Annotated in this window: 11 protein-coding genes; all 11 read right to left on the reverse strand. The window is 48.5% G+C overall.

What is annotated here, in order from left to right:
• Nucleotides 1–17 precede the first annotated feature (17 nt).
• Nucleotides 18–1,775, reverse strand: a complete 1,758-nt coding sequence (locus tag FCL48_RS23955) for an acyl-CoA carboxylase subunit beta (protein ID WP_136876499.1) — start codon at nucleotides 1,773–1,775, stop codon at nucleotides 18–20.
• Between the two features lie 70 nt (nucleotides 1,776–1,845).
• On the reverse strand, nucleotides 1,846–3,003 hold the full coding sequence (locus FCL48_RS23960) for an acyl-CoA dehydrogenase family protein (protein WP_136876501.1): 1,158 nt from the start codon (nucleotides 3,001–3,003) through the stop codon (nucleotides 1,846–1,848).
• Nucleotides 3,004–3,258: 255 nt separating this feature from the next.
• On the reverse strand, nucleotides 3,259–4,185 hold the full coding sequence (locus FCL48_RS23965) for an electron transfer flavoprotein subunit alpha/FixB family protein (RefSeq protein WP_136876503.1): 927 nt from the start codon (nucleotides 4,183–4,185) through the stop codon (nucleotides 3,259–3,261).
• A gap of 10 nt (nucleotides 4,186–4,195) precedes the next feature.
• Nucleotides 4,196–4,966, reverse strand: coding sequence for an electron transfer flavoprotein subunit beta/FixA family protein (locus FCL48_RS23970; RefSeq protein WP_136876505.1), 771 nt, complete (start codon nucleotides 4,964–4,966; stop codon nucleotides 4,196–4,198).
• A 69-nt stretch (nucleotides 4,967–5,035) separates the two neighbouring features.
• A complete protein-coding gene (locus FCL48_RS23975; protein ID WP_136876507.1) occupies nucleotides 5,036–6,343 on the reverse strand; it encodes a thiamine pyrophosphate-dependent enzyme in 1,308 nt (435 codons plus the stop codon).
• Nucleotides 6,336–7,457 carry a transketolase C-terminal domain-containing protein gene (locus FCL48_RS23980; RefSeq protein WP_136876509.1) on the reverse strand — a complete coding sequence of 374 codons (1,122 nt, stop codon included), beginning with the start codon at nucleotides 7,455–7,457 and terminating at the stop codon, nucleotides 6,336–6,338. Before FCL48_RS23980 ends, FCL48_RS23975 begins: the two co-directional genes overlap by 8 nt.
• A gap of 116 nt (nucleotides 7,458–7,573) precedes the next feature.
• A complete protein-coding gene (locus tag FCL48_RS23985; RefSeq protein WP_136876511.1) occupies nucleotides 7,574–8,746 on the reverse strand; it encodes an FAD-binding oxidoreductase in 1,173 nt (390 codons plus the stop codon).
• A 389-nt stretch (nucleotides 8,747–9,135) separates the two neighbouring features.
• Nucleotides 9,136–10,446 (reverse strand): TRAP transporter large permease subunit, encoded by a 1,311-nt coding sequence (locus FCL48_RS23990; protein WP_136876513.1) that lies wholly within the window; start codon nucleotides 10,444–10,446, stop codon nucleotides 9,136–9,138.
• Complete coding sequence (locus FCL48_RS23995) at nucleotides 10,443–10,949, reverse strand: TRAP transporter small permease subunit (RefSeq protein WP_136876515.1); 507 nt, start codon at nucleotides 10,947–10,949, stop codon at nucleotides 10,443–10,445. Before FCL48_RS23995 ends, FCL48_RS23990 begins: the two co-directional genes overlap by 4 nt.
• Nucleotides 10,950–11,166: 217 nt before the next feature.
• Entirely contained in the window at nucleotides 11,167–12,219 is a 1,053-nt protein-coding gene (locus tag FCL48_RS24000) for a TRAP transporter substrate-binding protein (protein WP_136876517.1), read from the reverse strand.
• 315 nt (nucleotides 12,220–12,534) lie between these two features.
• The gene (locus tag FCL48_RS24005) at nucleotides 12,535–13,275 is read right to left on the reverse strand and encodes an aspartate/glutamate racemase family protein (RefSeq protein ID WP_136876519.1); all 741 of its coding nucleotides are present in this window, start codon (nucleotides 13,273–13,275) and stop codon (nucleotides 12,535–12,537) included.
• Nucleotides 13,276–13,472 lie beyond the last annotated feature (197 nt).

A 13,472-nucleotide genomic window follows, 5' to 3' on the forward strand; every position in this document is an offset into this window, starting at 1 on the left:
TGCCAACTTTACACGATTTATCCCTTGATAATTCGAGGCAGAAGCATTTGGTGGACCGGAGTGATCGATCTTGGATTCTGATAGTTCGCTCCGACAAAAGCTTGGATATATTTACGCAACTTCGGCAATTCGACGATTTCATCTACAAGCCCTTTCATTGCACAATAGGCAGGACGCGATTTTTCCTGATAATCTTTGATCATCTGATTCATTTTGTCCAGAACCGGACCAAGATCGTTACCGGCAGCTTCCTCTTTGACCAGCCGCCGGGCGTAAGATGCCGCGGCGGCGGTCTCGCCATGCATGACATAGATCTCGGTCATCGGTGTACCAAGGGTGAAGGCATTATTGTTATTTGCCTGAGGTCCACACATGATGTAGTGGGCTGCAGCAGAACCTTTGCGCAGGACTACGCACATCATAGAAAGTTCAGTCTGCTCAATCGAGTAGACCAGAGACTGGCCAAGAGAGAGCAATTCGGCCTCCTCGGCCAGATCACCAACATCAATGCCGGTGGTATCCTGGAGCCAGATGATCGGTAGGTTGTCTCGCCCGCAGAGGGTGACGAATTCGGCCTGCTTGATCAGCCCTTCACGGTAATGCTTTCCACCAACAGCGAAATAGCTGTCATTGGCATATTTGGGATAGTCTTGAAAAAAACCCTGATTATTGCCGATGAAGGCAACCGGGAACCCGTCAACCTTGGCAAGTCCCGTGAAGACCTCAGGACCATATTCTGATCGATACTCCATAAACTCACTGTTGTCGGTGAGGCGGGCCAGAATCTGAGCGGCACTATATTGACGTTTCTGATTGACCGGAAGGATAGAGTTGAGATCCTCGCCGGGAAACTTCGGTGCGACCGGCGCAGCAACCTGGAACATCGCAGGGTCGTAGGCCGGCATCATCTGCATGTATTCCTTGATGCCATCCAATACTCCCCGTTCGGTTTCATGGACCTCCCGGAAGTATGCGGTTTTATCAAAATGGGTTTCGACCCGGCCAGGACTCTTGGATTTGAAATTTTTCGTCGCCTCGATCAGGGCTTTTGCGGCTTCGACATCAAAATGTCCTTTCGGGTTCATACCACCGACAATTCCAGCGCCGCCAACAGCAATATTTGCATCTTCGTGAGCCAGCAAAATAGTTGGGCTGATACCCTGGTATCCGCCACCGGCAGGATTCGTTCCATAGATGGCATTCAAAATTGGGACTCCAAGGTGATTGAGATCTGCATGGCGGAAAAAAGGTGTGCCGCTTGAACGTCTACCGGCATAGACCGTCTCTTGTTCCATCAACTTGACCCCGCTGCAATTTGTCAACCAGACAAGGGGTACATTGAGACGTTTGGCCATATCCGTAACCATAAGGATATTCTCCGCCTGACCAGATATCCAGGCACCGGCCATAACCTTGTTGTCAAAACCGATAATCACCGCCCACTTACCGGATATTTTGCCAATTCCGTTGACAACACCAGTGCATCCTTCCTCATTATCTTGTGGGTTGTAGAGAGTATGGAGGGGAGACCAGGTACCTGCATCAACCAGATAGTCTAAACGGTCATAAATTGTCATCCCACCACGATCATGGATTTTTTTTGCTGGAATGCCGGCGTTTTCGACTCGCTCCACCTCTTTGGCAATAATTTGTTCCTGCTCTCTGACTAAATCAATGTTTTCTTGTGTGCGTTGGATATCAGCAGCACTTAGAGCGCTACCAATATCGGCCATTTTTTCGAAATATGGACGCAATGGTGTCTGCTTGCGTGACATAACGATCTCCTTTCTACCTTCAAATTAAAAACTATATCTCTATTCGTCTATCGTGCACACCTTGGCCTGATTAACGGTTTTCAACATCTCCAAGAGCGATTCCGGCAATGATGGTCTTCTGAATATTGCTGGTTCCCTCGACAACACGAAGAGATTGGGCATCGCGCAGGAAACGTTCAGCCGGGAACTCGGTCGAGAAGCCGTAGCTGCCGAAAATTTTCATCGTTTCGCTGGTTGCGTGCACAGCAGCCTCAGAGGCAAACAACTTGGCGATCGATGTCTGGTGCTGGTTTGGCATTCCCTGATCCTTCAACCAGGCGGCTTGATAGACAAGCAGTTTGGCTGCTTCATGCTCGGCAACTATATCGGCGATCTGCGCCTGGACCATCTGGTAGGAACCAATTTTTTTGCCGAACTGGGTGCGCTCGTTGGCATAATTAATAGCAGCTTCGATGGCGCCGCCACCGATTCCGAGGGCACCTGCAGCACAGCTGACTCTGGTGTTGTTGAGCTGCCACATGCAGATCTTGAACCCCTGACCGACCTCGCCCAGAATCGAATCCTTCGGAATCCTGGCCTTGGTAAAAGCAATTTCACCGGTCGGGGAGCAGTGCAACCCCAGCTTGGTCTCGATCGGGGCGGTGACAATCCCCTCGTTGTCCTTCAAATTGACGATAAAGCAGGTCATACCCTTGTATTTTTTGCTCTTATCGGTGAAGGCGTACACTAAGCCCCAATCGCCGACATGGGCGTTGGAAATCCACATCTTTTGCCCGTTCAATTCCCAATGATCGCCGCGATCCGTCGCCGTTGTGCCCATGCCGGCTACATCCGAGCCGGAGTTTGGTTCGGTAATGGCAAAAAAACCGAAGGAATCGGCTTTGACCCAGGCCGGGATAAAACGCTCTTTCTGCTCCCTGGTGCCGAATCTGTTCACGGTCACCGAGGGACCGATATTCTGCATATTGAGTGGTACCCGCCAGGAACCGCTTACCTTTGCCAGCTGCTCAGCCAGGAGAACTGACTCAAAAAAACCGCAGCCATTCCCGCCGTATTCTTCAGGAATTGCGCAACCAAAGAAACCGAGATCAGCCATTTTCTTGACTAATTCAGGACGAAATCTATGATCTCTCTCATCCTCTTTGAGGGTAGGAAGGATTTCTTTCTGGGCAAAATCCCTGGCCATATCCTGCATCATCTTCTGTTCATCAGTTAACTTGAATTGCATTATTTTTTCCTCGCCATACTGATTGATTTATTAACTATACGAATACGTTGAAATTTTGTTCTTTTATTTCTTCAACCATTTCTTTCATCCGGTTCAAAAGCAGTAACTTTCCCCATTTTAGTCGTATCTATTGATACAGGAATAGAATCATGGCCCTTTACAAGTATTGATTGTCGGTATTTTACTCAATTTCAGGCCAGATTATCTCTCCTTGAAATGGGCCACCTGTCCAACAAATTAATGAGCAACCAAGCGTTAAAGGTTGTTGATTTTTTCTGTAAGAACAGGTACAAAAGCCTTCAGATCTGCAACGACCAGGACATCGGCAACCTCACCGATCGGGGCGTCCTTATCCGTGTTGACGGCAACCACGAATTCAGACTTCTTCATCCCGGCCAGATGCTGGATGGCGCCGGAGATACCGCAAGCCATGTAGAGCTTTGGCGAAACAATCTGACCCGTGGTCCCGACCTGCCGGTTGTGGTCGGCCCATTCCGCATCGACAACAGGGCGACTCGCCGCGTATTCTCCCTTCAGGACCTGGGCTAACCTGGTAATGATCTCAATATTCTCAGGCTTGCCAATACCACGACCCGCACTCACTATTACCTGAGCCTTAGTCAGATCAACCCCTCCCCTCTCAGCCAGCTCATAGCCCTCGAACACAAGGTTGCCCCCAGTGTCGGCATGAGCAGTACCGATTTTCTCAATCGACGGGCTTCCGGTTGGCTCATCTGTCAGGTTAAAGGCCCCTGCCTGTAAGGTCAAAACCGTGACTGCCGTCTTTGGGGTGACCTTCCGGAGCAGCTTGGAATTGCAGACCGGCAAGACTGGCACGCCATCAACTATGTCAACCACTTCGGAGAACTGTGCTGCTTTCAATGCAAAGGCAAGCCGGGGGGCCAGATCCCAACCGTAGGACGAGTGACTAAAGACCACCATATCGGGTTTCTCTTTTGCAATGACCTCAAGGAGGAGCTGTTTATGGCCACCCGGATTATATTCACCGCAGGTCGTGGCATCCGCCAGGTACAGTTTCCCCGCAAATTTCGGTAAAGCATTTTCAGAACCTACCAAAAACATTACGCTCTCTGAGCCAAGTTTCTTCGCAAAGGCCATCAATTCGCTGGTGCAGCCAAGCAATTTCCCTTCTCTATATTCCGCAACAAGCAGTGTTTTCATAGGATCCTCTTTAGGCCAGAACGGCGGTCTTCTCTTTCAGAATCTTTATCAATTGGTCGGCAAGATCAGCAACATCCCCTTCCAGAATCAGCCCTGTGCCCTTCTTCTCCGGGAAATACAGGGACGTGGTCTCCTCCAGAGCCTGCGTCTTCGACAGGTCAGCCACCGGAATGACAAGCATCTCCTTTTTTTTGGCCTTCAAGATATTGGGCAATGTCAGATAACGTGGACTGTTCAGGCCGAGTTGACAGGTGACAAGAGCTGGCACCGACGCAGTAACCTTAGCTTTCACCCCACCTTCCAACTCCCGTTTCACCGAGATCACTCCGTTGTCAAAGCTGAACCCTACGATTGTTGTGGCGCAGGGTAATCCGAGCATTTCGGCAACAAGAACGCCCACCTGAGCGCTGCCCCGGTCCTGGGACTGCATGCCGGTGAAGATCAGGTCAAAGTTTTTGGGGCCCGCGAACTCGGCGATTATCGAGGCGATTGCAAACGGGTCTTTCTTGAAAGATTCATTATCAACCACATGGACACCGCGGTCGCAGCCCATGGCCAGTGCTTTCTTCATAGTCTCCTTCACCCGTTCTGGGCCAATACAGAGGACAGTCAGATCGCCACCAGTCTCTTCTTTGAGCTGCACGGCCTGCTCGACCGCATATTCGTCATACTCGTTCATCCGCCAGGCGAGATCGGCGCCGTCAAACCAGGTGCCATCTTCATCTACCTTGAATCTCGATTCCATATCCGGAACCTGTTTTATACAAACTAATATATTCATTGCTTTTCCCTGTATATTTTCGTGTATTTCAGATAACCGTTCACCGGCCACCCATCACGGATGATCACATCACTTGCGGCAAAGGGACACAACCGCTTTTTCGACCATGGCAATCGCCGTCTCATATTGCCCGGCATTAAAACGCAATTGCAAAGCAGCCTTGAGCATATCCATGGTCAAAACTGTATTCTGCTGCGCCAGAACAGCCAATGCGACCAGCGCCCAATCCTGAGACTTTATTTTTTCGGCTTTAAAATCAACCTCGATTATGGACGCCTGACAAGGCGGCAATTCGACACCGGAGGCTTTGATTACAAGGGTTTGTGGCGAAAGATACGTCAACATTTTTTTCCGGCGATTGACGCCTTCCGGGGCCAACGCAATGACAACAGCAGGGTTGCCTATCCCCGTATATTCAATTTCAGTGTCGGAAAGAATGATATCGCTGACCGAGTGACCGCGCATGACGGTAATCGGATAGTCACTCTTTTGTGCCGCGTGACAGCCCGCTGCAGCTCCGGCCAGACAGAGCAGTTCTCCAGCGGTAATAATACGCTGGCCGGCACTTCCCAAGACAACCACTTCCAGGCGGCCAGGCTGCGGGGCAATACAGGACGTTTCAATACGAACCGGCTTGCCTGAGGGAAGGAGTTTTGCAGCCTCTTGCCGATAAGCCCTGCCATATTCCTCTCGGGCGTTGCTGATCTTGTAAGCACCCAAATCCGGAAGTTTGGCCAGATCATTTTCAATATTTTTAGGGGTAATCTTATTACGGCGGGTGTAACGGCCGGGACAAATCCCCCAGATATCGACCAGCGAAAAACCGTCAAAGGCTATGGCCGATTCAAGGCCTTCCACCAACTCCTTATCATATGTGGATATGCGGGCCACATAGGGTGCCCCTGCGGCCCCGGCAACCTGACAAATATCAAGGGGTTTTTCCAGCTTGTTCAAAAAACCCGAGCCGACCTGTGCATCCTGGGGGGTCGTAGAAGAACACTGACCGCCTGTCATCCCGTAGTTAAAGTTATTGAGAACCAAAAGCGTCAGATCAATATTTCGCCGACAGGAGCTGAGTACATGGGCGCCGCCGATCCCAAGTCCTCCGTCGCCCATGGTCACGATCACCTTTAAATCCGGCCGGGCCATCTTGATCCCGGTCGCATAGGTGAGGGCCCGGCCATGAAGGCCATGAAAAGCATGGGTGTTAAAAAAAGTGTCGAACAGGCCGGAACAGCCTATATCAGAAACAATAACGACATCTTTTGCCGCAAGTCCCATCCCCATCAATGCCTTATCCAGAGCATGCAGAACCTGCTCATGGGAACACCCGGGACAGAACACGGGGGGACGGTTGCTGTTTAATAGACTATCCATTTTGAATCACCTCCTGAATCTGCCCAGGCTTGATCAGTTCTCCATCCATCTGCCCCAGAAAGTCGATTTTCTTATCGGTCAACAGCCGCTGAAGCTCCCGGACATACTGTCCCAGATTCATCTCAGCCATGACCACCCGCTGGTAAGGCGCGGCCTTTTCCAAAATCAGCTGTTCAGGAACGGGCCACAGGGTTTTCAGGATCAGTAGAGACGCCTTTGTCTTACTTTGCTGGACTCTTTTTACTGCCGTCATGGCCGCACGGGCGGTTACTCCGTAGGCAATCACCAGTGTATCAGCACCCGAGACCAGATATTCATCATAGTAAGTAAAAGCGGATATGTTTTTTTTGAGCTTGTCATCCAAGCGCTGCTGCATTTTAGCGATTTGATCCGGAGCGGTAGTTATGTAGCCATCTGCTCCGTGGGTCGAGGAGGTTTGCCTGACCAGACGATCGCCGCCGATAGGCAGAAAATCCGGCACCAGTTCTCCGTCCTGCACGCCAAAGGGCAGAAATGATTGATCCACAGCAGCAGTTCTGCGGTCGATTTTCTGGGGCAGATTCAGTCCATCCAGATCAATCGTCTCACGAGTCATGGAGACTTCCTTGTTGGCGGCAATAAAAACCGGACACCGGTATTGCTCAGCCAGATTAAAGGCCTGCATGGTGAGTAGATAACAGTCTTTGACATCCACCGGCGCAAGGACGATCACCGGCAGCCCCCCGGTGTTGCTCCATTGCAGAAACTGGATGTCCCCGTCAGCACCTTTGGTGGCGGATCCGGTGGATGGCCCCAAGCGTTGGACATCTACAATAACAATCGGAATCTCACTGCCGATGGCAAAGGAAATCTGCTCGCTGTAAAGACTGATCCCCGGACCTGAAGTGGCGGTCATGGTCTTCATGCCCGACATCGCAGCGCCCAGGCAAAATCCGATAGAGGCAATTTCATCCTCACCCTGGAGGCAGACCCCTCCTTGGGGGGGCAGGAGGTTGAGCATGGTATTGTAAATTGTTGTCGCCGGGGTAATCGGATAACCGGCAAAAAAATTACAGCCGGCAGCCATCGCCCCCCAGCTGATGGCCTCATTTCCTTCCATTAAAGTCAGTCCCATGATATTCCATTAATTATTTTTTATCTGAATCAGTCCCATGTCGGACTAATCGAAAAAATTAGAACTCCCCACAAAACTAAAAATGTCATCAACGATCGCTCAGGAAGCACATGGGATTAATAAATTCCAGTCTCCTGTAAAGGCTGATTCTTTAGTATCCGTTCCGGACTAAATATTGACAGATCGAGAGCATGGTCCTGCAGATTTATCAATTCTGTGATATACCGACCCACAGCAGGAGCCTGCTGCAATCCATGTCCAGAAAAACCATTGGCCAGAAACAACCCATCTAATTCCGGCCATTCCCCTAGGATAGCATTTGCATCGAGGGTGTTCATGGCGTAAAGACCAGCCCACCCACGAACCAATTTCAATTCGGCAAATTCGGGAACAAACTCGGCAAGCTCTTCCCATAGAAAATCGTAAAATCGTTGTTCATCCCATGAAAAGGAAATTCCCACCGGATCTTCCTGCATTGATTTACCCAAAAGGATCAACCCACCTGTTTCGGTTCTGAAATACATACCGGAAGGTAGATATGTCAGCGGCAGTGGCCTATCCGGCTTAACCTTTGTGTCGAGTGCAAATATCTGGCGTTTAACGGGTTGAACCGGCAGTTCCACACCGGCAGTACTGGCAATTGCAGAACACCAGGCCCCCGCGCAATTGACGACAGCACCAGCACTGATTTCTTCTCCGGACTTCAGACGAACACCCGTAACTCGCTTTCCGCTTCTGGTAATTTCAGCGACCTCAGCATGGATGAACTCAGCTCCCATGGAAATTGCTTTTGCCCGGTAGCCCATCAGCACGCCATAGGCATCGAGATGGCCGTCTTTAGGGCCAAAAGAAGCACCGACATACCCTTCGGGATTATACAGCGGAAACTGTTCACGAACCTGTTCCGGTGCCCACCATTCGATATCACAACCAAGCTCCTGCTGCATTTTCAAGGCATTGTTCGCTGGAATCTGGTTCTCTTCATTCACCATAAAGAGGTTGCCCTCCCGGCGATATCTAATGTCAGGGCCGGTACCATCTACGGCCATTTCCTCTTCAAAATTTTCCAGAACCTCAAAGGCATATTGAGATATCTGCACATTGGGCCGGAAACTGAACTGGATTCGAACGTTGGCCATGGAGAGGGTTGAGGATGCACGACTGTAGGTCTTATCCATTTCAATTACGGCCACTCGAAGCCTGGGTGCGGTTTTCATCATGTAATAGGCTGTAGAGCTACCCATTATACCTCCACCAACAATAACAATGTCATAAGTTTTACAATTCATTCCATCTCCATTTGAACATTTGAAGGTCAATATGCATTGGTCGAAATTTAGAAATTAATCTTGACATGCTTGCATCGTATCAATGTCACGTAACAAATCATGGGCGAAATTCAGACCGTTTCTTGCTCAATTAGTGCCATGATTTTAATTATTAACAAAGTTAAAATCCCACCGACAGACACTGCCCTAAAGACGGCCTACACAGTGCATGCTCACTGCCACTATCTCTGGTATACCAGTAAGATGTGTAAATGTACACCTTAGGTGTTTTTCTTGTCAAGTGTTTTTAAAACAGGGGATAAATCAATTATCACTGAAACAACCCCACCGATTATAAGTCGTTGGGGTTGTTCGATATCAATGATAATTTCAGCTTCTCTGCCCCAGTGCTAATTAAGAAGCACTGTGGGCAACCACATGACAACACCGGGGAAAATGAGAATAAAAATGACCACAGCCAGTTGGATCAGAACAAAGGGTGTAATGGAGCGGTAGATATCAGCCATACTCACCTCGGGTGGAGCTACACCCTTCATATAAAACAGGCAGAACCCAAAAGGAGGAGTCAGATAACCTATCTGAACTACGGTCATGAAAAACACACCGAACCAGACCGGGTCATACCCCAGCTGAATAATTATGGGCAGGAATATAGGAACCGTGATCATCACCTGGGTGATTTCATCCAGAAAACAACCCATTACAATCAGGACGGTCAGAATGAAGCCAAAAATCAATACCGGACTTTCTAAACCAATCAGAAAATCGGCGATATAAGCTTGACCACCGGTCCGAAAAAAAATGCTGGTGAAGCAGGCAGCGCCGAAAAGGATCCACATGACCATTCCACTGATACTCATGGTCCGCATAGCGGCATCGCTGAGCATTTCCCAACTGAGCCTCCGGTTAACCAATGCGCTGAACATAGCTCCGGCAACCCCGACGGCAGCAGCTTCAGTCGGGGAAGCGATCCCTGAAAAAATGGTCCCCAAAACCAGAGCAACCACCCCGAGAGGGAGGATCAACCCTTTAGAGAGAATAAACAGTTCTTTTAAAGGGACTCTTTCTTCCCTGGACAGAGCAGGACCATAGCTTGGCTGAAAATGACACCGAACGGCTACGTAAACTAAAAATGAAGCGACGAGTAGCAAACCGGGCGCGAGCCCTCCGGCAAACAATTTACCGACGGAGACCCGGGCCACCATCCCGTAGATGACCAGGGAAATACTAGGCGGGATAAGAAGTCCCAGTGCCCCTCCTGCCAGAATGGGCCCAATGGCGAGACTCTTATTGTAGCCTAGTTTAAGCATAATGGGCAGGGCAATAATGCCCATAGTGACCACCCCAGTGGTGCTGATCCCGGACATTGCGGCAATAACAGCGCAAATCAGCACCGTGCTCATGGCTAATCCGCCACGGACCGGCCCCAGGGCTTGGTACATAAACGCATAGAGGTCTTCAGCAACACCGGATTTTTCTAAAACACAAGCCATTAAGATAAAAAGGGGCATGGCAATGAGAACCATACTGGACATCATTCCGAAAACATTGGTGGCAACAAAGGGCAGCGTCTGAGCTCCAAAAAAGAAAAAGGCAGTAACGATGGCGCTGCTAGACAGGGTAAAGGCCATAGGGAAGCCGGTGATCAGACCCAATAACAAGCCACCAACAAGAGTTAGTACAGGCAATAATTCAGTCATAATAACTCCTTCCCTGTAAAAGCAAGAGTAAGAGTTCGAATATACTCGGCCAGGCCCTGTAAAAGCACAAGAAAAGCAGCCAACGGAACGGTCAGTTTGACTGGCCACAATGGAGAGGCAAAGGGGGATGGAGATACTGTTTGTTTTAACTCAAAGGAGCGCATACCGATTTCAAGCCCATACCAAAAGAGAAGACCAATGAACAGAAAAAAAAATGGATAGGTAAAGCAGTCAATAATTGCCCGCCCCCTTCTTGAAAAGAGGTTGTAAATAAGGTCGATTTTTACATGCCCATTATGCAGGAGCACATAGCCCCCTGACAGCACGGCATAGGCCCCGAAAAAATGGAGTGCCAGCTCATGGCACCAGATGGTCGGCGCGTTGAATGCAAACCTGGCGAGGACATCGTACAGTAAAAAAAAGGTAAGAAAGAAAACAAAAACGCTAATCAGTCTTCCGGTCCACTCGCTAATAGAATCTATTATGGTTAAAATACGTCTCATTGAGTCCCCTTTTCAACTAGCAATCAAAATCTAGCCTCGGCAAATATACTGACGCTGGTCAGCTGAAATTTTACACAAACCTCAATTAATATTCGTAAACGTGACTGACATTAAGACTACAGATAAGAAATATAGCAATTACCAATGGGTTATAGAGACGCCGCCTCCCTGCCATCACTGATAATGGGTGTAGACGACATCTCTATAAGGAAGTAAACTACTTCTTTTCCCAATACCCTTTTTCAGTGGCCCACTTTTCTGTAATAGCAAAAATTTCTTTAAAAGCTTCGTCATCGAAATAATTTTTAGGTACAACATCACGGGCAGTCCCTGCCAATATACGAGAGTCTTCCTCTGACCACTCAATGACTTCGATACCCTTCTCTTCCGCGACTTTCCACGCTTCGGCAATTTTTAATTCAGCTTCAAACTTGTTTCTGGCAGACCCTAGTTCACAAGCGGCCTCAAGGATAGCTTTAAGGTCATCGGGGAGGGAGTTCCAGGTTTTCAGGTTGACAATAAAAGCGTCTGCGGCGGGGCCGACCGCTGTGGGGGATTTAACCCAGTACTTAGTGACTTCATGAAACCCCATTGCCACATCGTCGGCTGCATGTGAAAAAGTGATGGCATCCACACCGCCGGAGGAAAGCATGGAATAAATTTCGGTGGCCGGAGTCCAGATGGTTCCTGCACCCAGTGAAGCCAGCTGTAGAGCGATCAGCTCAGATGACCTGAACTTCAAACCTTTGATGTCCTGGACGCCCCTAATTGGCTTCTTCGAGATCATCAAATTGTCCAGCGTCCAATAGACATTCCCTACGAGATACACACCATGCTTAGCATACTCCTCCCGCAAAATTTTCATTATACGCCCATCTTCATACTGCTCATAAAGGTAGCGCATCTCGGCTATGGTTTTCGGAGCAGCAAAGGAGTCTCCATGACTGAAGGCTACCGGGAGTTCTCCTGGAAAATATCCTGGCCAGATAAAGGTTGCCTGCATGACACCCATTCTCACAGCATCCAACTGTTCAGCCACTGGAACAATGGCCCCGGGAGCACTTGGTTTCATGTCAATGCGTCCGGCGGACATCCGTTTAACGTAGTCGGACATATATTGGATGGTATCCCAGCTGATTCCAGAAGGCAGCCAAGATGAGGGTTGCCATTTGTAAGTTTTAGTGTCTGCTGCCAGGGAAGAGCCTCCTACCAAAAAAACGCCCATTAGCGTCATCACTAGAGCTCGAGTGAACATACGTTGAATTTTCATTTTTTCTCCTTAAAAAAGGTTTATCTGTGTAAATTCATACTATCGACAATGAACCTATGATGTAATCGCCCTCCTTTTTTGGTTATCTTCTTCGTTTATACCGTCTCATGTAATTGCTTTCGCTATCCCATCGAAGAATAGAAAATAGACAACAGCTGTTTACATATCTGATTTTGACCTAGAGCTATCCACTCAGTAGAGATAATTTTTGCAGCCAGCCTATATAAACACACTCTTAAAATCCTTCCTAAAGAAAACTCAAAATGTTAGCCAGGTATTTTAAAGAACCTTCATTTTTCCGATAAATCAAAATCTTTACATGAATCCCTGAAACTGTCGTCGCACCAAAGCTGAGTGAACATACTGAATCATAGTAATAAAATCGAATACTGGCCTATTCACTGCAGCCTGAACTGCAGCTGCATAGGGAGGCAGATCACTGCATTCGAGCAATATCGCGGCAATGTCAGGGTCTCTGCAAACCATTTCTTTGGCAACGTCAACAACCTCATGTTGAATTTGATCCGAATCCAGTGTCCCTTTTTCCAAAAGAACGGCCTCACGGAACTCCTTCTGATTTTCCATCCCTCCAAGTATCAATGGAATGTCAGGCGTTATGCCTACGCTGGAAAAATGGTCGATTGTCAGCGCACTTGAATCTGCGGAAATGACACCGATTTTTCGGCCTTTGGGAAGCATCTGATAAATGAATGGAACTTGGAGAAGACTAGAAAGAAAAACCGGTATGTCCAGCACATCAGCGACCTGCCTCTGAAACAGTGCCATAAATCCGCATGCCCCGGTAACCGCCTTTACTCCCTCATCCTGAAGCTCGCGGGCTGCTTCCATAAACGGGACAAGCAAGGACGGATCCCGTTCATTGAGCAGACGGTTGATTGAAGCATTTTTGACGACTTTATAGCGCACTGGAAAGTCAAATGTACTGGCATTACCGACATTCCCGGGAACACAGGGATATGCCGCATCCAGAATGAGAATGCCAATCGATTCCCCATACCATGACTGTATTTTATTTCGAACATGAAAGACGGTCATTGATTATTCCCACTTTTTTGTAAGAAATTTCGGAATGTACTTCTCAAAGCTGAGACGATATTGTCACTTACAATTTCATTCCAATTATGAACTATTAATATCAGTGATATTTTTGCATGTCAATACTAAATATACCACATGAATACCTTAAACATTCAACTTCGTGAGTTAATTTAACATGCTGAATTTTCGTTACT

It is taken from the genome of Desulforhopalus sp. IMCC35007 (assembly GCF_005116575.1).
Taxonomy (GTDB): Bacteria; Desulfobacterota; Desulfobulbia; order Desulfobulbales; family Desulfocapsaceae; genus Desulforhopalus_A.

Excerpts from the sequence above, each read along its gene's own strand:
- FCL48_RS23955 (WP_136876499.1), bottom strand. The coding sequence starts at position 1,775 with ATGTCACGCAAGCAGACACCATTGCGTCCATATTTCGAAAAAATGGCC.
- FCL48_RS23960 (WP_136876501.1), bottom strand. The coding sequence starts at position 3,003 with ATGCAATTCAAGTTAACTGATGAACAGAAGATGATGCAGGATATGGCC.
- FCL48_RS23965 (WP_136876503.1), bottom strand. The coding sequence starts at position 4,185 with ATGAAAACACTGCTTGTTGCGGAATATAGAGAAGGGAAATTGCTTGGC.
- FCL48_RS23970 (WP_136876505.1), bottom strand. The coding sequence starts at position 4,966 with ATGAATATATTAGTTTGTATAAAACAGGTTCCGGATATGGAATCGAGA.
- FCL48_RS23975 (WP_136876507.1), bottom strand. The coding sequence starts at position 6,343 with ATGGATAGTCTATTAAACAGCAACCGTCCCCCCGTGTTCTGTCCCGGG.
- FCL48_RS23980 (WP_136876509.1), bottom strand. The coding sequence starts at position 7,457 with ATGGGACTGACTTTAATGGAAGGAAATGAGGCCATCAGCTGGGGGGCG.
- FCL48_RS23985 (WP_136876511.1), bottom strand. The coding sequence starts at position 8,746 with ATGAATTGTAAAACTTATGACATTGTTATTGTTGGTGGAGGTATAATG.
- FCL48_RS23990 (WP_136876513.1), bottom strand. The coding sequence starts at position 10,446 with ATGACTGAATTATTGCCTGTACTAACTCTTGTTGGTGGCTTGTTATTG.
- FCL48_RS23995 (WP_136876515.1), bottom strand. The coding sequence starts at position 10,949 with ATGAGACGTATTTTAACCATAATAGATTCTATTAGCGAGTGGACCGGA.
- FCL48_RS24000 (WP_136876517.1), bottom strand. The coding sequence starts at position 12,219 with ATGAAAATTCAACGTATGTTCACTCGAGCTCTAGTGATGACGCTAATG.
- FCL48_RS24005 (WP_136876519.1), bottom strand. The coding sequence starts at position 13,275 with ATGACCGTCTTTCATGTTCGAAATAAAATACAGTCATGGTATGGGGAA.